The sequence below is a fragment of the Alcanivorax sp. genome (assembly GCF_040118815.1).
In the GTDB taxonomy this organism is placed as follows: domain Bacteria; phylum Pseudomonadota; class Gammaproteobacteria; order Pseudomonadales; family Alcanivoracaceae; genus Alcanivorax.
The window spans coordinates 64,913-82,919 of sequence record NZ_JBEDTC010000001.1; the positions used below are offsets into that span (position 1 = coordinate 64,913).

Below are 18,007 nucleotides of genomic sequence, written 5' to 3' on the forward strand. Positions count from 1 at the left end.
ATCGGGACCTGTGATGAGTAAGCCATTGACCATCGCCCTCTCCAAAGGGCGCATTCTCAAGGACACCCTGCCGCTGCTGAAAGCGGCGGGCATTGAGCTGCTGGAAGATCCGGCGGCCTCGCGCAAATTGATTTTCGACACCACCCGTGACGATGTGAAAATAATCATCATTCGTGCCACGGACGTGCCGCCTTATGTACAGCATGGCGCGGCGGATATTGGTGTGGCCGGCAAAGACGTGCTCATGGAGCACGGCGGCGATGGCGTATTTGAGCCGGTGGATCTGGACATCGCTCGCTGCAAGCTGATGGTAGCAGCCATGAAGGATGCTCCAGATACCGGCAGCCGTTTGCGCGTGGCCACCAAGTTTGTGAATGTGGCCAAGGCGTATTACGCCCAGCAGGGTAAGCAGGCAGAAGTGATCAAGCTGTACGGCGCCATGGAATTGGCCCCGTTGGTGGGGCTGGCGGATCGCATTGTGGATATCGTCGATACCGGCAACACCCTGCGCGCCAACGGCCTGGAGCCCACCGAACTGATCGCCCACATTTCTACCCGCGTGATCGTTAACCGCGCCAGCATGAAGACCCGTCACAGTGACATCCAAACGATTCTGGACAAGCTGACCGAGGCGGTTGCGTCTCGCAAAGCGGGTTAAAAGCCTTTCAGCACAGGGGGCACAGAGCGCACAAAGTGGGGCGCCCGCACTTATTGGGTGTGGTGTTGAACAGAGGTTTTGTTGATCTGTGTGATAGAAAAAAACCGGCCTTTCCCTCGGTGAATTCTGCGCCCTCTGTGGTAAAAAATAGATTCTGATTTTTAACCGGTACCCGATCATGGAAACCACCTGGCTAAATGCCCAAGACGCTGATTTTGATGCCAAGCTCGCCGCGCTAACCGCTTGGTCGGAAGAGCGTGATGAAGAAGTGGCGGATCGCGTGCGCGGCATCCTTAAGGATGTGGCCAAGCGTGGCGATGCAGCGCTGGTGGAATACACCAACCGCTTTGACCGTCGTGACGTGGCGAGCATGGCTGAACTGGTGGTGGGGCATGACCAATTGCAGGCGGCACTGGCGCGTATTCCTGCCGAGCAGCGTGAGGCGCTGGAGGCCGCCGCCGAGCGCGTGCGTTTTTACCATGAAAAGCAGAAACAGGATTCCTGGCACTACCGCGAAGCGGATGGCACCTTGCTGGGCCAGCAGGTGACTCCGCTGGATCGCGCGGGCATTTATGTGCCCGGTGGCAAGGCGGCGTACCCCAGTTCGGTATTGATGAATGCCTTGCCGGCCAAGGTGGCGGGCGTGGGTGAGATCATCATGGTTTCGCCGGCCCCGGACGGCATCATCAATGACATGGTGCTGGCGGCAGCGGCCATCGCCGGGGTCGACAAGCTCTTTACCTTGGGCGGCGGGCAAGCCGTGGCGGCGCTGGCTTACGGTACTGAGACTGTGCCGGGGGTGGATAAGATCGTCGGCCCCGGCAATATCTACGTAGCCGAAGCCAAACGGCAGGTATTTGGTAAAGTGGGTATCGACATGATTGCCGGCCCCTCTGAAATTCTGGTGGTTTGCGACGGCAAGACCGATCCGGACTGGATCGCCATGGATCTGTTTTCGCAAGCGGAGCACGACGAGGAAGCCCAGGCAATTCTGGTGTCTCCGGATGCGGCGTTTCTGAAACAGGTTGCCGAGTCCATGGAAACCCTGGCCGCGACCCTTGAACGTGAAACCATTATTCGTGCATCCATGAAGTATCGCGGTGCATTGATTCAGGTGGACGATCTGGATCAGGCCATTGAGATCGCCAACCGCATTGCCTCTGAGCATCTGGAATTATCCATCGATGATGCGGAGCAGTGGGCGAAAAAAATTCGTCATGCCGGTGCCATCTTTCTGGGGCGCCACACCCCGGAGGCACTGGGTGATTACTGTGCCGGGCCAAATCACGTCCTGCCCACCAGCGCCACCGCGCGTTTCTCCTCGCCGCTGGGTGTGTATGACTTCCAGAAGCGCAGCTCACTGATTGGCTGCTCCGCGGAAGGTGCCGACACCTTGGCCAGGATCGCCTCTCCTCTCGCCCGCGGCGAAAGCCTGACAGCCCACGCGCGCAGTGCGGAATATAGAATCAAGAAACGCTAACACGCCTCACGCACCACGCCTTCACGCGTGTTGCGTGTTGCCAGATGCATGCAGGCGGAATCACTATGAGTAAATACTGGAGCGACTTCGTCCATGGGCTGGAGCCTTATGTGCCCGGCGAGCAGCCGAAGATGGACAAGCTGGTAAAGCTGAACACCAACGAGCATCCGCTCGGGCCGTCGCCGAAAGTGATCGAGGCGATCCGCGCCGAAGCCGATGACCGGCTGCGGCTGTACCCGGATCCGGACAGCAGCCTGCTCAAGCAGGCCATCGCCGATTACTATTCCAGCCAAGGCTACGAGATCAAACGCTCGCAGGTATTCGTCGGTAATGGCTCCGACGAAGTGCTGGCGCACCTGTTTATGGCCTTTTTTAAACAAGATCAGCCGCTGCTGTTTCCGGATATTACCTACAGCTTCTACAAGGTCTATTGCGGCCTGTATCAGATCGACTACCAGCCGGTACCGCTCGATGATGAGTTGGGCATTGCTGTGGATGACTATCTCGCCGGCGGTAAGCCGCGCCCCAACGGCGGTATTATCTTTCCCAATCCCAATGCGCCCACCGGCAAGCTATTGCCGCTGAGTGACATTGAGCGCCTGTTGCAGGCGAATACGGAATCCCTGGTGGTGATCGACGAGGCGTACATCGACTTTGCCGGCAACCCGGAGCAGGGCTGTGCCACGGCAATCGCGCTGGTAAATCGCTACCCCAATTTGCTGGTCACCCAGACCCTGTCAAAATCCCGTTCCCTGGCCGGTTTGCGTATCGGGCTGGCAGTGGGTGATGAGGCCTTGATTGATGGTCTGAACCGCATCAAGGACAGCTTCAATTCCTATCCACTGGATCGTCTGGCCATTGCCGCCGGGGTGGCCGCGTTTGAGGACCAGGAATGGTTTGAAAAAGGCTGTGAGCAGGTGGTTACGCAACGGGAGTGGCTCAATGAGCAGCTTGCACAGCGGGGCTTTGAAAGCCTGCCGTCGGCGGCCAATTTTCTGTTTACCCGACATCCGCAGCATAGCGGGACGTTCCTGGCCCAAGGGCTGCGCGAGCAAGGCATTATCGTGCGCCATTTCGGTAAACCCGAGCGAATTGCTGATTATCTGCGTATCACTGTTGGCACGGCTGAACAGAATCAGGCATTGATTGCGGCTCTGGACGGGTTGAGTGCAAAGCTGGGCGCTGAAAGTTGAAAAGCGCGGGATAAGTGTTATCACATTGAGGCAAAGAGGCCGCGCCCAGATTACACTCTGGGCGCGGCCTCTTGCGTTCACAGGTAAAGCCGATGCTTCTCCGCATTTAAACTTTATACTTTCAACTTTGAACTCATCGCCCCCTCCTGTGCCGGCCACTGGCCCGGAATGTGACCTCACGGGCTTGAACCTTTCCCCATACCTGCTGTACTAACAAGCATTAGACCAACGCAAAGGCCCCCTGATAATGAAACGTTCGTTACTGCTTGCCTGTGCCCTGATCCCGATGCCCCTTTTTGCCGCTGACTTTGCTGTCACCGCCCCGGTGAACAAGGCCGTGCTGTTTCCCGCCCAGGCCCATCTCAGTCGTACTTTCTCCCAGGTTTTGCCCGCCGGCGAGCACCAGTTGGTGGTGAAAGGTCTGCCGGAACTGGATCTGGATAGCCTGCAGGTGGCCGTGAAAGGCGCTGAGTTGCTGGGGATGCGACAAGGGTTTGCCATTGGTGAAGAAGATGTATCGGACCGTCGTGCCGAGCTGGATGCGGCGATTCTCGAACTGGAGCAGGCCATGGCCGCCGCCCGGGCGGCAGATAGCCTGGACCAGCAACAGATCAATCATCTGCAATCCCTGATGGGGCAGGCGCCACAAGGTGAGGCGGTGTTTGCCCAGGTGCCGGTGGAAAAGTGGGCCAGTGCGTGGGAATCCATCGGCAAGGCGGTGGCGCAACGGCAGGCAGCTATCAACCAGCGAGCGGTGAGTCACCACGAGCAGCAACAGACACTGGACGCACTGCGACAGGAGCGCCAGCAATTGGGGCAGGGCCAAACGCGCAGCCAACAACTGGTGCTCACCGTCGCCACCGATAACGCCTCCACCGCGCAGGTTGAACTGCAGTATTTTACCGGCCAGGCCGGCTGGCAGAATCAGTTACGCGTCGATCTGGATAGCGGCAACGAGACCGTGGCGGTGACGGGGATTGCCTTGATCCGCAACCACACCGGAGAGGATTGGCAGAATGTCAGTGCCACCCTGGGGCTGGTGCCGGCCGGCTATCGTCACCTGCCAGACCCGCAACCCTGGATTGTACGGCTGGCGACACCCCAACCGAAAAGGAGCAAATCTTCATTACGCGCCGTGATGGCGGAGCCTGCGGCCTACGAGGCGGACCTGGCAGAGGTGCAGTCGATGCCGGTGGCGGCGCCTGTGGCGCACGGGTTTGATATGCGTGTGCCGCTCTCGGTGCCACTGTCGCTGACCAGTGGTGACGCCACTGCGCGTATTCCTTACCAACAGGCTGAATTGCCGGTAACACTCAGCCGAGAAAGTTACCTCTGGCAGCAGCCGGCGGTGTTGTTGGTGGGCGAATGGAAGAACACTAGCCCACTGCCCTGGCTCGCCGGGCGTGTCACCCTGCTGCGCGATGGTCAGCGTTTGACCCGTTATCACCGTGGCGACAGTATCAAGCAGGGTGAGCCGGTGAAGATGAGTTTTGGTGATGACCCTCGCCTGCACATTGATGTGGTTCGTGAGCCGTCTCAGCAAGGCGAGGTCGGTCTGATCAGCAAGGAAAGCACCCTGTCTGCGTTGAAAAATATCACCCTGTCGTCCCACTACGATAAGGCGGTAACAGTGAACCTGCTGGATCGCCTCCCCGTCGCCGGTAATGAGGATATTACCGTTACGGCCAAGGGCAAGGCCGCTGATGCTCGCGATGTGGATAGCGTGAAAGGGTTGCAACGCTGGCAGTTCACCTTGCCCGCCGGGGGTGAGGAAAGTTTCAAACAAGGCTTCGAAATTCGCTACCCTGAAGAGGCAACGCTGAGCGGTGTAGAGGGATTGTGAGCGGGGTTAAAAGTTGAAAGTTTAAACGTGTAGAGCTATGCCGTGTTGTTTTTAACCGAAGAGGCCGCGCCCAAACGTTGGGCGCGGCCTCTTGCTATCGGCTCAAAGACAGGCTTTGCGCGTTGTTGCGTGAAGCCTGCCGCGTGTTGCGTCTCTTAATCGGTTTCTGCGGGCGGGCGGGTGCCGATGACCACGTCCACAGACAGGGGCTGACGGTTGCGGATCACCTCCAGTGTCACCTTGTCATCAGGCTTCATGCCGGCGATTCGGTTCATGGCTTCGTAGCCGTCGGCCATCATGTCCCCGTTGATGCCCACTAGTACATCGCCGGGCTGCAGGCCGCCCTTGTGGGCCGGGCTGTCGACCACCACTTCGGTGACTACGCCGCCGCGCACGTCTTCCATGCCAAAGGTGTCGGCCAATGAGGGGGTCATGTCCTGCACGGTGACGCCCAAGTACCCGCGAATCACCCGGCCATGCTCGATCAGGTCGTTCATGACTTCTTTGGCGATGGATGCCGGAGTGGCAAAGCCGATGCCCTGCCAGCTGCCATCGGCAGAAAGAATGGCGGTGTTGATGCCGATCAGGTGGCCGCGCGTATCGATTAGCGCGCCGCCGGAATTGCCTCGGTTAATCGCCGCGTCGGTCTGGATAAAGTTCTCAAAGGTGGCGATGCCAAGATGGCTGCGGCCGGTGGCACTGACAATGCCCATGGACACGGTCTGGCCCACGCCCAGCGGGTTGCCGATGGCGAGGACCACATCGCCCACCTGCACCGGACCGTTGCCGTTCAGTTCCACTTCCGGTAGCCCCTCCAGGGCAATGTGCAGCAACGCCAGGTCGGTTTCCGGATCCGTGCCGACCACCCGGGCCGGTACATCCCGTCCATCACGCAGAGACACCAGGATTTCATCCGCATCGCGGATCACGTGGTAACTGGTCAGCACATAGCCACCATCATCGACGATCACCCCGGAACCCAGGCTGCTCAGGGCGCGTTCGCGGCGGGGTTGCTCCATGAAACGGTTGAACAGCGGGTCTTCGGCCACGTCTTCGTTGGTGATGATCTGGGTGGTGTAGATGTTCACCACCGCCGGGGCCGCATGGTTCACCGCGCCGGAATAGCTGGCAACGCCGGTGTCATGTTGTGCGGGCTCGGCGTTGGGACCCCACTGGTACCACCAGAGGGCGACAAGGCCGACGGCCAGGCCGGTAATCACCGGGCCGGCCAGAAAACGAAGCAATTTGATCACCGGTAATGCCCCCGTTAGTGCTGTTCCCCGTTTTCGTCAGGGCCTGGTGAAGGGCCTCTGGCGAGACAAATGCGGGGTCAGATAGGTAAACTGCGCGCAATAGTAGAACCTGTGAATACTGATTGCTACTGCCACTTGGCTGTAGGCGATGGCCACCTTGCAAGGCGTGGCGCGGCTCTCACCTGTGGTTTGAGTGAGTAGCATGATACACCACACCCCCCCTGACCGGCTTGGCGCGGTGATCAGGGTTCACGGGTTTTGCGACCAAATTGAACACGTTTCGTTGTTCCGACCTTTATTCGGTAGGTGTCATGCTCAAGCGCGATTACATGTTGTCTCTGCTCGATCAGGAGCTGGCTGCGGGTCAGTTTCAGGATTTCTGCCCCAATGGATTGCAGGTGGAAGGCCGGGAACAGATCCATCGAGTGGTGTCCGGTGTTACCGCCTGCCAGGCCTTGATTGATGCGGCTATCGTGGAAGATGCGGATGCAATTCTGGTGCACCACGGTTATTTTTGGAAAGGCGAAAGCCAGCAGATTCGGGGTATGAAGAAGCAGCGCCTGCAGACACTGCTGCACCACGACATTAATCTGTTTGCCTACCACCTGCCGCTGGATGCCCACCCCACGCTGGGTAACAATGCCCAGTTGGCGCTCCGTCTGGGGCTGACTACCGAAGGCGGACTGGATGATTCGCCCCGGCCTATCGGCAATGTGGGTCGGTTGGATAGCCCCATGAGTGCGTCGGAATTTGCCGCTCACGTGGAAGCCGTGCTGGGGCGTACGCCCTTGCATATCGGAGATCCTGGCGATGAGATTGAAACCATCGGCTGGTGTACCGGCGGGGCTCAGGGCTTTATCGAAAAGGCCCAGGCCAAGGGCGTGGATGCCTACCTGAGTGGTGAAATTTCCGAGCCGACCACCCATTTTGCCAGGGAAACCGGTATGCACTATTTCGCTTGTGGCCACCATGCCACGGAACGTTACGGTGCCATGGCGTTGGGGCAGTGGCTCAGCGACCATTACGGCATTGAACATACCTTTATTGATATCGATAACCCGGCTTAAACCGGGAGCAGTACGAGGGTTTCCTGTCTGATGAAAGTCACTGTGATTTACAACCCGGCCGCCGGCGGTGGCCGGGAGGCGTTGCTTTGCCGTTTTGTGGCCGAGCTGGAGCGCCAGGGGGCAGCTGTGCGCCTGTACTACACCAAAGGCCCCAATGACGCCACAGACTACCTGAATGGACTGGCGGACCAGGGCGACTGCGTGGTGTCCGTGGGCGGTGATGGCACCACCAATGAAGTGCTTAACGGGCTGGCTGTCGGCGTGGCGCTGGGCGTTTTCGCCACCGGCACAGCCAATGTGTTGGCCAAAGAGCTGGCACTGCCGAAAAAGCCGGAGCAAGCCGCGCAAGTGGTAGTGCAGGGCAAGAGCGTGTCCGTGACACCGGCCCGCCTGAACGGCCGGCGGTTTATTATGATGTGCGGCATCGGCTATGACGCCTGGGTGGTCAATGGGGTGAATCTGGCTATCAAAAAACAGTTCGGCAAGCTGGCCTATGTACAGTCCATGCTTGGGCAAATTCGTCGTTATGGCCAGCACCACTACCGTGTAGAAGTGGATGGTCGTCCGCTGGATTGTTTCTCGGCCATCATCACCAATGGACGCCACTACGGTGGCAGCTTTGTGCTGAGCAAAGACGCCAATATTCTGCGACCGCATGTGCAGGTGCTGTTATTTCAGAAGCCGGGTGTGCGGTTCTTGCTCCGTTGCCTGATTGCATTACCGTTCGGTCGCATGGAGCGGGTGGATGGCGTGGCCAGCCTGCGTGCCCAGCGGGTGCATATTCGCTGCGAAAGCGGTGATGAGCCGATTCAGGCGGACGGCGATCCGGCGGGCAATTTGCCCGCCGAGATTGAAGTGGAGGATGCGCCGGTGCCCATGCGAGTGGCCGTTCTGTTTGATTCATAAGGCTTTGCAATCAGCCTTGAACAGGTCTCAGCCAGATAACACTCGGCTGAGACCTGAGACCAACAAAAAAGCCCGCTGATGCGGGCTTTTTTGTGTCTGCTTGCCGTGCTGAGGATGCGATTAGTCGGGTTTCTTGCCATCCGTGATGTCGTCATCTTCTGAGGCATAATCTCGGGGTGGTTCGACCACGGTGTCAGGAATCGGGTTATCTGCCACATCCACCGGTGCAAAGGGACCTGTGGGTTTTTGCTGCAGGCCGAAGTCTTCCGAGAGCGTGCCTTTGGCGCTTGGGGCGTAATCCAGCGGGGGCGCCATGGGTTCGTTTTTTTCTTTGTCCGGTGCGGAATCCAGGGATTTGGCCACGGCCCGTTTGCGGCCTACTTCGGAGCAGAGTACTTGAGCTCCCTTGGACAAATGCTCATGCACAGAGCGATAAGCCTGGGTCATATCGTTGACCAGATCGGCGGTCTGGAGAAAATGATCGTCCACCTTGTCCCGGTAATGATTCAGCGCCTGACGGGCCTCGTCACGGTCGCGAATCAGTTGGCCGGCTTGCCGCCGCGCCGGTAACAACCAGAAAAGCAGTCCTGCACCTACTACCACGCCGGCAGCAAAGCACAGCACCCCAGTTGTCAGCATATCCATGGCATACTCCTGTAAGGTATCGCCAAGACGCTGGCGATAACACTGTGGCTATTGCAGCACAGAGCTGCGCGGTCGCCAAGGGTGAAAGGCGTAACAGGATGCGATAGGAGTAGAAAATGGCAGCACAACGGCAAACCTTATCCGGGCCAGCAGGGCAGCTGGAGGCAGTTGTGGAGCAGGGCAGTGACGCGCCGCCGTTCGTGGCCATTGTCTGCCATCCGCATCCCTTGTTTGGTGGCACCATGGATAACAAGGTGGTGACCACCCTCACGCGCTTGGCTCGGGACGAAGGGGCTGTGGTGGTGCGCTTCAACTTCCGGGGTGTCGGTGAAAGCCAGGGGGCCTACAGCGACGGCATCGGTGAAACCGAAGATTTGTTGGCCGTCCACAGTTGGCTGACGCAGCAGTATCCGCTGCTGCCGTTGTGGTTGTCGGGTTTTTCGTTCGGCAGCTTTGTGGCGGCCCGAGGCGCTGAAATTCTCAAGGCTAACGGCATGCCGGCGCGTGAGCTGCTACTGGTGGCGCCGCCGGTGCACCATTACCCGTTTGACGAGATTGAAGGCACCGGCTGCTCGGTGACCGTGGTGCAGGGCGACGATGACGAGGTGGTGCCCGCTGACCAGGTGTTTCGTTGGGCAGAGCAAACCCCGCTGGCACCGGATCTGGTGCGCTTCCCGGATTGCGGGCACTTCTTTCACGGTAAGTTGGTAGACCTGAAGCAGGTTGCGGCCAGCCACTTGCCCGGCTAGCGGCCGCACTGGTTGTCAGCCGGCGATCCCGGCGCTACATTGGCTCGCCCTTGCCGGGCCTGTTTCAGGCCCTGAGCCGGTTTTAACTACACAGTGGCAGGTCCGCGACCCATGACCCCTCTTGAGCAATACAAGGCCGACCTTCAGCGCGATGATTTTTTCCAGGACCCGGCCCAGGAGCGTGCCGTCGCCGCGCTGGATGACTTGTACCATCGTTTGCTGGCGGAGCCTGCATCGGGCGGCCTGTTCGGGCGTTTTCGCAAACCCCGTCCCCTGACAGGGTTGTACATGTGGGGCGGCGTGGGGCGAGGCAAAACCTACCTGATGGACGTGTTCTTCCAGGCGCTGCCGTTCAAGGAAAAGCGCCGCATGCACTTTCACCGCTTTATGCAGAAAGTGCATCGAGAAATGCGCGAGCGCCAGGGGGAAAAAAATCCGCTGATCAGCATTGCCCGCAGGTTCGCCAGCCAGGCCCGGGTGCTGTGTTTCGACGAATTCTTTGTTACCGACATCACCGACGCCATGATTTTGGCCGGCCTGATGCAGGAGCTGTTTGCTAACGGCGTTACCCTGGTGGCCACCTCCAATATTGAGCCAGATGGTTTGTACAAGGATGGCCTGCAGCGAGCCCGTTTCCTCCCCGCCATTGAGCTGTTGAAAGAACACACCCAGGTAATGAATGTGGACGGGGGGAATGACTACCGTCTTCGTCTGCTGGAACAGGCCGAGCTTTACCACTGTCCGTTGGGGAAAGGGGCCGATGCCTTTCTGCAGGAACGGTTTCAGACCCTGGAGCCGGATCATTCCCGTCACCGGGATCGTGGCAATGTGCTTATTGAAGGCCGTAAGATTGCCACCGTCATCTGTGCGGATGACGTGGTCTGGTTCGAGTTCAAGGAGCTGTGTGATGGCCCGCGCAGCCAGACCGATTACATCGAAATAGCCCGGGAGTTCCACACCGTACTGCTGGCCAATGTGGAGCAGATGGGGGCGGGCAAGGACGATATGGCCCGGCGCTTCATCAATTTGGTGGACGAGTTCTACGATCGGGCCGTCAAGCTGGTGGTTGCCGCCGAAGTACCCATCGAAGATATCTACGCCGGTGGACGGTTGGATTTCGAATTTGAGCGCACCCGTTCACGCCTGCAAGAGATGCAATCCTCTGAATATCTGGGTCGTGAACACCGCGCCTGATCAGTTTCCGGCAGGAGGGTCATTGGCCAGGTTTCACAGCCGGGCCGGGGCCTGAGCGTTTCGGTCATTGCCCGATGGCAGCGACAGTGAACATCATGGGGTATTCTGTGCCCCTGCCAGTCCGGCGTTGGGGCCACTCCCGATAACCTGATGCCGGAGAGCATGATGATTCCCCGTACGCTGTTTAGTTCTGACCACGAAACCTTCCGCGATACCGTGCGCAAATTCCTGGAAAACGAAGCCGTTCCCTTCAATGAAGAGTGGGAGCAGCAGGGCGTAGTGCCCAAAGACGTATGGTTAAAAGCTGGCGAGCAGGGTTTCCTGTGCCCCATGGTAGGCGAAGAGTACGGTGGTATCGGCGCTGACTTCCTGTACAGCGTGGTGATCAACGAAGAAATTTCCAAGCTGGGCCTCACCGGTATCGGCTGGGGGCTGCACACTGAAATCGTCGCCCCCTACATTGAGCATAATGGCTCTGAAGTACTGAAGCAGAAATACCTGCCGAAAATGGTGACCGGTGAAATGATTGGTGCCATCGCCATGACCGAGCCCGGCGCCGGCTCCGACCTGCAAGGGGTGAAAACCACCGCGGTGAAAGACGGCGATCATTACGTGCTGAACGGTTCCAAGACCTTCATCACCAATGGCCAGAATGCGGATATCGTGATTGTGGTGGCAAAAACCGATCCCACCAAAGGCGCCAAGGGCATCAGCCTGTTTGTGGTGGAAACCGATTCCGAAGGGTTCGAGAAAGGCAAGAACCTGAAGAAAGTGGGCATGAAAGCCCAGGACACTTCCGAGCTGTTTTTCCAGGACGTGCGCGTACCGGCAGAGAACCTGCTGGGTGAAGAAGGGATGGGCTTTGTTTACCTGATGAAAGAGTTGCCTCAGGAGCGTCTGGGTATCTCCATCGGCGGCCTGGCCATGGCCGAGTCCGCTCTGGCTCACACCATCGAATACGTGAAGGAAAGAAAGGCCTTCGGCAAGCCTATCGCCGGCTTCCAGAACACCCAGTTCAAGATTGCCGAGATGCACACCAAGCTTGAAGTGGCCCGCGCCTACGTGGACCGCTGCCTGGAACTGCACCTGAAGAAAGAACTGGATATTCCTACCGCGGCGGCTGGCAAATACTACATTACCGACCTGCAGTGCGAAGTGATCGACGAGTGCCTGCAGTTGCACGGTGGTTACGGCTACATGTGGGAATACCCGATTGCCCGCATGTTTGCGGATTCTCGGGTTCAGCGGATTTATGGCGGCACCAATGAAATCATGAAGGGCATTGTTGCCAAGGCGGTGTTGGCCGATTAGAGGGATGCCGGTGTTTCACAAAAAGGGCTGCTTCGGCAGCCCTTTTTTTGTGGCTGAAGATTTTACAAATACTGGGGCTAATGGAAAAGTATGAGCCTTTTTCCGGCCTTGCTGTTATTGGCCTAAGTTGTGTATAAGTGGAATCAGATCGAGGAATGATCTGGCGTGTACGCCCATAATTTTAGGACATTCAGGAAGAGGGAGAGCAACAATGAAAAAAACAGGTGCGCTACTTATCGGTTCCGCTCTGGGGCTGGCAGCCGGCCAGACCATGGCCAGTGGTTTTGGTGTGTCTTATCAGTCCGTCTCTGCGATGGGTACGGCCTATGCGGGTGCCGCGGTACTCAGCGAAAATGCCTCAAATCAATGGTACAACCCGGCAACACTGGCCGGTCTGAAAAAGACTGAGCTTTCTGTGGCTGTGCATCAGGTGTGGGTGGATACCACTTTTGAGTCCGATTCTGATGGATTGTTTTCTGGCGCTATTCCTCAAAATGGTAATGGCCTTGGTGATTTTGATGATGTGGAGCCCTTTGTGGGGAGTGCATTTCTTGCTGTGCCAATCAGCGAGTCTATGACCTTCGGTTTGAGCGTTGTTTCACCATTTGGTACAAAGATTGAGTATGAGAGTGGCTGGGGTAATCAATATGTTGGTGTTCCAGGGGTTGGTACGGCAACAGCAGGTGATTTCTATGCCACTGAATCTGACCTGAAAACCTATAACATTAACCCTTCGCTTGGGATTCAGGTAACCGATTCTTTGAGCGTAGGTGTCGGTGTTAGCTACCAGAAGCTAGATGCGGATATTCAGAATGCACTAACTCGCCTTGAAGGTGATGATGATGCGTATGGCTGGAATGTAGGGATGACCTATAGTCCAGACGATAATAACCATTTTGGTGCCGCTTATCGGTCGGAGATGTCCTACGAGGTAGAAGGTGATATTTCCTTCTCGCCATTAGGTGCGGGGCTGACTCCAGCCCCTGCGCCTGGAGCATATTCTGGCTCGGCTGATATTGATCTTCCTGCTTCATTGCAGCTTTCTTATGCTGGCGATCTTTCTGATAAAACCCAAGTTCTATTGGGTGTTGAATGGATGGAGTGGAGCAGCCTAGATGCGTTGGTTATTGAGAGCGATGCTTTAGATCCTTACCAGCCGACGGAAACCTTCGATTGGGAAAATGCAGTCCGGTATTCGCTGGGTGTTCGTCATTCACTAAATGAAAATACGGTATTGCGCTTCGGTGTGGCCCAGGAAGAGTCTACTCAGGGCACTGATAATCGCTCCGCAATTTCTCCAGACTCTGATCGTGTTTGGGCAACCTTGGGTGCAGGCTTCACGCCGATGGACAACATGACCATTGATGTGGGTTATGCGCATGTGTTTGTTGATGATGCGGATATAAATAGAGATGAAAAAGGTGCGCAGCTCAAGGGCACCTACGAGCTGGATGCCGATGTTATCGGCGCTCAGCTGAGCTATCGCTTCTAAATCAAGCGCAATAGTGAAAGCAGAAAAGCGAACCTTCGGGTTCGCTTTTTTTATGTCTTTAAAACAGAGGCAGAGCGTTTTGATTTTGTCTGAGGTTTTACGCGAATAACGTAGGCAGTGGTATGCTGCCAGGCAACGGTTGATGAATCAGGGGGGGGCGATGATGAAAAGAATAGTGTGCGCGGGCGCTGCCTGCTTTCTCACTTTGCCGGCGTGGGCAGAGATTCCCAATAGCTATCGAGCAGAGCGTTGGGAGGGCAGTTTCCGTGTAATCGGCCTTGAGGGGCAGTCATTCACGGGGGATGGCGGGTCTCAAGCGAAGGTGGATGACGATATCGGGTTTGGTTTTGATATGGCCTATAACCTGGATGAAAAGCTGTCGCTGGGGTTTGCGCTGGAGTGGGTGGATACGGATTTCAGGACTACCACGCAACCGGTGGCCGGGGGCAGCGCCTTTGATGGCCGTGGCGACCTGGAAATGACCACCATGAACGTGAACGGCACCTACCATTTTTTCCGCAAGGCGCTAACGCCCTATGTGCATGGGGCGATGGGTGCCACTTACCTGGATACCAATGTGCCCACTGGGCCGTCGACGCCGGTGTGCTGGTGGGATCCGTGGTGGGGTTATTACTGCGGGCTGGATACGCCGACTCTGAACGATACGGTGTTCAGTTATGAAGTGGGCGCAGGTGTGCGCCTGGATGTGAATGATCAATTCTTCATGCGTGGTGGTTACAGCCAGCAATGGCTGGACGTGGACCGCAGTGCGGGCACGGTCGACCAGGGCCTGTGGCGCGTTGGCTTCGGGATGCTCTTCCAGTAGTAATAGTCGTGTAGGTCGTGTTAGCCGTAGGCGTAACCCGACAGGCCGCGCGGTGCGGCAACACTCTCACTGAGATCCTCCCTGTGCGGACAATGTCGGATTACGCCTTTTAGGCTAATTCGACCTACTTGAACGGGTGCTGGGGTGGTAGTCGTCCTTGGCCAGAAAAGCCGGTATCTACGCAATAGCGAGTGATATTGCTTTTGACCCAGGCCGTTGGGCAAGGCCACCCTCGCAGGCCTTTCGATGTTAGGGCTCTTAGTTGCAATACAGCTGCTCGGCTAGCGCGATCGCCATGGCGCGGTAACCGCTGGCGCTGGGGTGGTAGCCGTCTCCGGCGAGCAAGGCCGGATCTTGCAGGGCAGGGTAGCCTAGGTAGAGCAAGGTGTTATCGCTGGCGACTACATGGCGGTGTTGTTGATCCAGTTGCCTGGCGCGCCACCCGAGCAATTGCCTTAATGGGGTGGGCAGAGCGGTAAACCGGTGCATGGGGGGGACTGCCAGCAGCGTGACCCGGATAGCAGGGTGTTGCTTGCGCAGCGCCTGAATCAAGTGAAGAAGCCCTGCGCGATAGCGCCGGCGGGAGGTGAGTCCGGTGGTGTCATTGACGCCCATGCTGATGAAAACTTCATCCACCTCTGGCAAAGCGATATCGGCAAGGCTGGCGAGTAGTGCGTCCAGGCGAATGCCGTTAACGCCAAGGGTGTGCCAAGCGACCGTTTCCCCGGAGTGCTGGTGCAGCTGCAGGGCCAGCTGGCTGGCCAGCCCTTGGCGATGATGCAGGGTGCCCACACCGGCCGCCGTGGATTCCCCCACGACCAGCAAGCGTGTTGCGGGCCTGCCCTCGCCCCATTGCCCTCGGGGTTCGCCGCTGGCCTCCGGAAGCCGCACGGTGGTGCGGCGGGTGTAGAGGGCTAGCGGTATTACCACAGGACTGAGCGCGCCAACGCTGAACCAGAACGGTAAATGCATGGCTCAGCCTACAAACATTTTCTTGGCCAACGGCAGGCCCTTCAGGCCGCTGATTGCCACCGTGGTAAGCAGGCCGCCAACCATGGCACCGACCACGCCGCAGGTCATTACGTCCTGCCCGGTAAGGTACAGGCCGGGGATGCGCGTTTTCGGTTTCAGCCAGTCCTGTTCGAATCGCTCCGGGGTGTGGTCCAGCCCGTATATTTCACCCGTGCTGTAACGGCAGAAGTAGTCGGTGGAGAGCGGTGTGGACAGTTCGTAGTAGTCCACCTTGCCGCGCAGATGCGGCATCTTCTCGTACAGCTTTTCCAGTAGTCGCTGGGAGTAGGCTTCCTTTTTGGCTTCGTAATCGTCGCCACGCTTTCCCCAGGGCTTGTCTGCCCAGTCGGCATACCATTCGAACGGACCGGGAGCGACGATTTCCACAGTGGCCCGGCCGGGATAGCGTGCTTCGAAGCTGGGATCCTTGGCAGACGGGAAGGAAATGTAGGTGAGCGGAATGTCGTGCTCGTCCGGGGCTTTGAGGAAGTTGTCTACCTGTTGTGCGTGGTCACTGCCCGGGTAAATCCAGAAGTTGGTCTTTGGCAATTGCAGATTCTCGGCAGTGTCCTGGATGCCGATGTATAGGCACACGCTGGCCATGGAGCGCTGCACATTGCCCAGTTTCATCTGGTAGAAGGCTTTGTGGGGGGCGTTGTCGGGCAGAAGCGTGCCGAAAGTGTTGTAGACGCCGGCGTTGCTGATAATGGCAGGGGCACGGACGGTTTCTCCGTCGGCCATGAGTACGCCCACGGCTCGGCCCTTCTCGATGAGAACCTCTTTCACGTCCGCGTAGGTAAATACCTCGCCGCCGCTTTGCTGAATCACCGGAATGATGGTCTTGGCCATTTCCGAGGCGCCACCCACCGGGTAGTAGCCGCCATAAAGGTAGTGGCGGGCAATCAGCGAGTGAATGATAAAGCTGGATTCGGTGGGTACCAGGCCGTTATCGCCCCATTGGCCGGTGAGTGCGGCGATCAGTTCCCGGTTGCGGGTCAGGCCTTCGAGGACTTCCTGCGTGGGGCGATTTAAAAAGGCGGGCGCCTTGCGGTTGGCCAGGCGCCGGAAAGGGCCGGCCAGCAGCTTGGGTAATACTTTGGCCAGGGTCACCCCGGGCAAGGCCTTGGCCACCTGGTTCAGGTAGCCCATGTAGGCGTCGATGGCCTTGTGCTCTTCCGGGAAATCCTTTTTCAGGCTGGCCACGAACGCTTCGGGGCCGGCCATCAGGTCGATGCGGCGTTCGCCGATAAACAGGCGGTCATAATTGGCGTCCATGGGCGCCCATTTCAGTTCGCCATTGGTGACGTAATCGAACATGCGTTTGGCCATGGTGTGGTCGGCACCCATGTCGCCGATGTAGTGCACGCCCACATCCCATTCGTAGCCGTTGCGGTCGTAGCTGTGGGTGAAGCCGCCAGCGGTGTAGTGTTGCTCAAACACCGCCACCTTCTTACCCATTTTGCTCAGGTTGGCGGCAGCACTGAGGCCGCCGATGCCTGAGCCGATGACGATGACATCGTAGGGGCCGTTGAGCCGTTTGGCGCGGTAGCGGCGGCCGACACGGAGGGTGCTGGGAGTTGGGCTGCTCATGGGGTGTCCTCGTTGTTATCAATATGCTTATGAGTGGGGGCAATGGCACCCTCCAGCAGTAGGCTGGTGATGCCTTCGGCGAGTTGGGGCTCGGCATCCGCATTGGGCAGATGGCCGTCGATAGTCAGCTGTGAAAGGCCGTGAACCAGCGACCAGGCGGTGGCGGTCATCAGTGCGAGCGGTGCGGGCTTTAGATAGCCCGCCCGTTGGCCTTGGGCGATGGTGTCTTGCAATACGTTGAACGCGCCGAGCCCGGCCTGGTCGAGCCGTGGGTGAGCGCCTTTGGGGAGTACCCGGCCACCAAACATCAGCCGGTACAGGTTGGGCTCGGATTGGGCAAACGCCACATAGGCCAGGCCGATGCCGATCAGCGCTGCGCGGGGTGCATGTTGATCCACGCTAAGCAGCTGCTGGCGCAGAGCGGCAAAGCCACTGATAGCGAGCTCAGCCAGCAGGCTTTCCCGGTCCGCATAGTGGCGATAAAGCGCAGGGGCGCTGACGCCAATCTGCTTGGCAATGGCACGCAGGCTGATGGCACCGTCGCCTTCAAGGCGCAGGACGGCCAGGGCCTGATCGTGGGCCTGCTGGTGGAGATCGCCGTGGTGATATGCGGTGCGTGCCATACTGATTCGTTGCTCCAAGTTAACAGTGTTAACATTGGCACGGTACGAGCGTTGTCGTCAAGGTTTGGCGGGATGGGTTGTGGGCTCGGCTGCGCTTTGGGTTCTGTGGAAGCCTGGCTGCAGGCATGCCATGAAGGCGGCCGCAGGCTCCTACAGTGGGGAGCCT

Annotated in this window: 16 protein-coding genes; 11 read left to right on the forward strand and 5 right to left on the reverse strand. The window is 58.2% G+C overall.

Translation table 11 applies throughout. The features are described 5' to 3' along the window. The first annotated feature begins 13 nt into the window (after positions 1-13). The 4 genes from hisG to ABNH18_RS00345 all read left to right on the forward strand — a co-directional run bounded on the left by hisG (position 14) and on the right by ABNH18_RS00345 (position 5,174). A complete protein-coding gene (gene hisG / locus ABNH18_RS00330; RefSeq protein ID WP_349380900.1) occupies positions 14-658 on the forward strand; it encodes an ATP phosphoribosyltransferase in 645 nt (214 codons plus the stop codon). A 178-nt stretch (positions 659-836) separates the two neighbouring features. Then, a complete protein-coding gene (hisD, locus tag ABNH18_RS00335) occupies positions 837-2,138 on the forward strand; it encodes a histidinol dehydrogenase (protein ID WP_349380901.1) in 1,302 nt (433 codons plus the stop codon). Positions 2,139-2,203: 65 nt separating this feature from the next. Further along, the gene (hisC, locus tag ABNH18_RS00340) at positions 2,204-3,331 is read left to right on the forward strand and encodes a histidinol-phosphate transaminase (protein ID WP_349380902.1); all 1,128 of its coding nucleotides are present in this window, start codon (positions 2,204-2,206) and stop codon (positions 3,329-3,331) included. 247 nt (positions 3,332-3,578) lie between these two features. Then, complete coding sequence (locus ABNH18_RS00345; protein WP_349380903.1) at positions 3,579-5,174, forward strand: DUF4139 domain-containing protein; 1,596 nt, start codon at positions 3,579-3,581, stop codon at positions 5,172-5,174. A 155-nt stretch (positions 5,175-5,329) separates the two neighbouring features. Here the strand turns inward: ABNH18_RS00345 and ABNH18_RS00350 are convergent, their stop codons facing one another. Continuing rightward, on the reverse strand, positions 5,330-6,427 hold the full coding sequence (locus ABNH18_RS00350) for a trypsin-like peptidase domain-containing protein (RefSeq protein ID WP_349380904.1): 1,098 nt from the start codon (positions 6,425-6,427) through the stop codon (positions 5,330-5,332). 311 nt (positions 6,428-6,738) lie between these two features. Here ABNH18_RS00350 and ABNH18_RS00355 point away from each other — a divergent pair, with 311 nt between their 5' ends. Then, positions 6,739-7,494, forward strand: coding sequence for a Nif3-like dinuclear metal center hexameric protein (locus ABNH18_RS00355; RefSeq protein WP_349380905.1), 756 nt, complete (start codon positions 6,739-6,741; stop codon positions 7,492-7,494). Between the two features lie 30 nt (positions 7,495-7,524). Then, positions 7,525-8,400, forward strand: coding sequence for a diacylglycerol/lipid kinase family protein (locus ABNH18_RS00360; RefSeq protein WP_349380906.1), 876 nt, complete (start codon positions 7,525-7,527; stop codon positions 8,398-8,400). 120 nt (positions 8,401-8,520) lie between these two features. On the opposite strand, the gene ABNH18_RS00365 is transcribed toward ABNH18_RS00360, so the two are convergent. Next, positions 8,521-9,045, reverse strand: a complete 525-nt coding sequence (locus ABNH18_RS00365; protein ID WP_349380907.1) for a Z-ring associated ZapG family protein — start codon at positions 9,043-9,045, stop codon at positions 8,521-8,523. Positions 9,046-9,161: 116 nt separating this feature from the next. Between ABNH18_RS00365 and ABNH18_RS00370 the strand changes: the two genes are divergently transcribed. From ABNH18_RS00370 to ABNH18_RS00390, 5 genes are all read left to right on the forward strand, one after another. Next, on the forward strand, positions 9,162-9,794 hold the full coding sequence (locus ABNH18_RS00370; RefSeq protein WP_349380908.1) for an alpha/beta hydrolase: 633 nt from the start codon (positions 9,162-9,164) through the stop codon (positions 9,792-9,794). Positions 9,795-9,905: 111 nt separating this feature from the next. After that, positions 9,906-10,988: a cell division protein ZapE gene (zapE, locus tag ABNH18_RS00375; protein WP_155133511.1), complete on the forward strand. Its 1,083-nt coding sequence runs from the start codon at positions 9,906-9,908 to the stop codon at positions 10,986-10,988. A gap of 165 nt (positions 10,989-11,153) precedes the next feature. Further along, positions 11,154-12,299, forward strand: coding sequence for an acyl-CoA dehydrogenase family protein (locus ABNH18_RS00380; protein ID WP_039926894.1), 1,146 nt, complete (start codon positions 11,154-11,156; stop codon positions 12,297-12,299). 211 nt (positions 12,300-12,510) lie between these two features. Continuing rightward, positions 12,511-13,791 carry an OmpP1/FadL family transporter gene (locus tag ABNH18_RS00385; RefSeq protein ID WP_349380909.1) on the forward strand — a complete coding sequence of 427 codons (1,281 nt, stop codon included), beginning with the start codon at positions 12,511-12,513 and terminating at the stop codon, positions 13,789-13,791. A gap of 160 nt (positions 13,792-13,951) precedes the next feature. Next, positions 13,952-14,617, forward strand: a complete 666-nt coding sequence (locus ABNH18_RS00390) for an outer membrane protein (protein ID WP_349380910.1) — start codon at positions 13,952-13,954, stop codon at positions 14,615-14,617. Between the two features lie 258 nt (positions 14,618-14,875). Here the strand turns inward: ABNH18_RS00390 and ABNH18_RS00395 are convergent, their stop codons facing one another. Genes ABNH18_RS00395 through ABNH18_RS00405 form a run of 3 tightly spaced genes read right to left on the reverse strand, consistent with a single transcriptional unit; the run spans position 14,876 to position 17,841 of the window. Beyond that, a complete protein-coding gene (locus ABNH18_RS00395) occupies positions 14,876-15,589 on the reverse strand; it encodes an SGNH/GDSL hydrolase family protein (RefSeq protein ID WP_349380911.1) in 714 nt (237 codons plus the stop codon). Positions 15,590-15,592: 3 nt separating this feature from the next. Further along, on the reverse strand, positions 15,593-17,218 hold the full coding sequence (locus ABNH18_RS00400) for a phytoene desaturase family protein (protein WP_349380912.1): 1,626 nt from the start codon (positions 17,216-17,218) through the stop codon (positions 15,593-15,595). Further along, a complete protein-coding gene (locus tag ABNH18_RS00405; protein WP_349380913.1) occupies positions 17,215-17,841 on the reverse strand; it encodes a TetR/AcrR family transcriptional regulator in 627 nt (208 codons plus the stop codon). The genes ABNH18_RS00400 and ABNH18_RS00405 overlap by 4 nt, the downstream gene beginning before the upstream one ends. Positions 17,842-18,007: the final 166 nt, after the last annotated feature.

Bases quoted from the DNA above. Each gene is read 5' to 3' on its own strand.
- ABNH18_RS00405 (WP_349380913.1), bottom strand. From the start codon at position 17,841: ATGGCACGCACCGCATATCACCACGGCGATCTCCACCAGCAGGCCCAC.
- hisD (WP_349380901.1), top strand. From the start codon at position 837: ATGGAAACCACCTGGCTAAATGCCCAAGACGCTGATTTTGATGCCAAG.
- zapE (WP_155133511.1), top strand. From the start codon at position 9,906: ATGACCCCTCTTGAGCAATACAAGGCCGACCTTCAGCGCGATGATTTT.
- ABNH18_RS00365 (WP_349380907.1), bottom strand. From the start codon at position 9,045: ATGGATATGCTGACAACTGGGGTGCTGTGCTTTGCTGCCGGCGTGGTA.
- ABNH18_RS00390 (WP_349380910.1), top strand. From the start codon at position 13,952: ATGATGAAAAGAATAGTGTGCGCGGGCGCTGCCTGCTTTCTCACTTTG.
- hisC (WP_349380902.1), top strand. From the start codon at position 2,204: ATGAGTAAATACTGGAGCGACTTCGTCCATGGGCTGGAGCCTTATGTG.
- ABNH18_RS00345 (WP_349380903.1), top strand. From the start codon at position 3,579: ATGAAACGTTCGTTACTGCTTGCCTGTGCCCTGATCCCGATGCCCCTT.
- hisG (WP_349380900.1), top strand. From the start codon at position 14: ATGAGTAAGCCATTGACCATCGCCCTCTCCAAAGGGCGCATTCTCAAG.
- ABNH18_RS00385 (WP_349380909.1), top strand. From the start codon at position 12,511: ATGAAAAAAACAGGTGCGCTACTTATCGGTTCCGCTCTGGGGCTGGCA.
- ABNH18_RS00370 (WP_349380908.1), top strand. From the start codon at position 9,162: ATGGCAGCACAACGGCAAACCTTATCCGGGCCAGCAGGGCAGCTGGAG.
- ABNH18_RS00380 (WP_039926894.1), top strand. From the start codon at position 11,154: ATGATTCCCCGTACGCTGTTTAGTTCTGACCACGAAACCTTCCGCGAT.
- ABNH18_RS00400 (WP_349380912.1), bottom strand. From the start codon at position 17,218: ATGAGCAGCCCAACTCCCAGCACCCTCCGTGTCGGCCGCCGCTACCGC.
- ABNH18_RS00355 (WP_349380905.1), top strand. From the start codon at position 6,739: ATGCTCAAGCGCGATTACATGTTGTCTCTGCTCGATCAGGAGCTGGCT.
- ABNH18_RS00360 (WP_349380906.1), top strand. From the start codon at position 7,525: ATGAAAGTCACTGTGATTTACAACCCGGCCGCCGGCGGTGGCCGGGAG.
- ABNH18_RS00395 (WP_349380911.1), bottom strand. From the start codon at position 15,589: ATGCATTTACCGTTCTGGTTCAGCGTTGGCGCGCTCAGTCCTGTGGTA.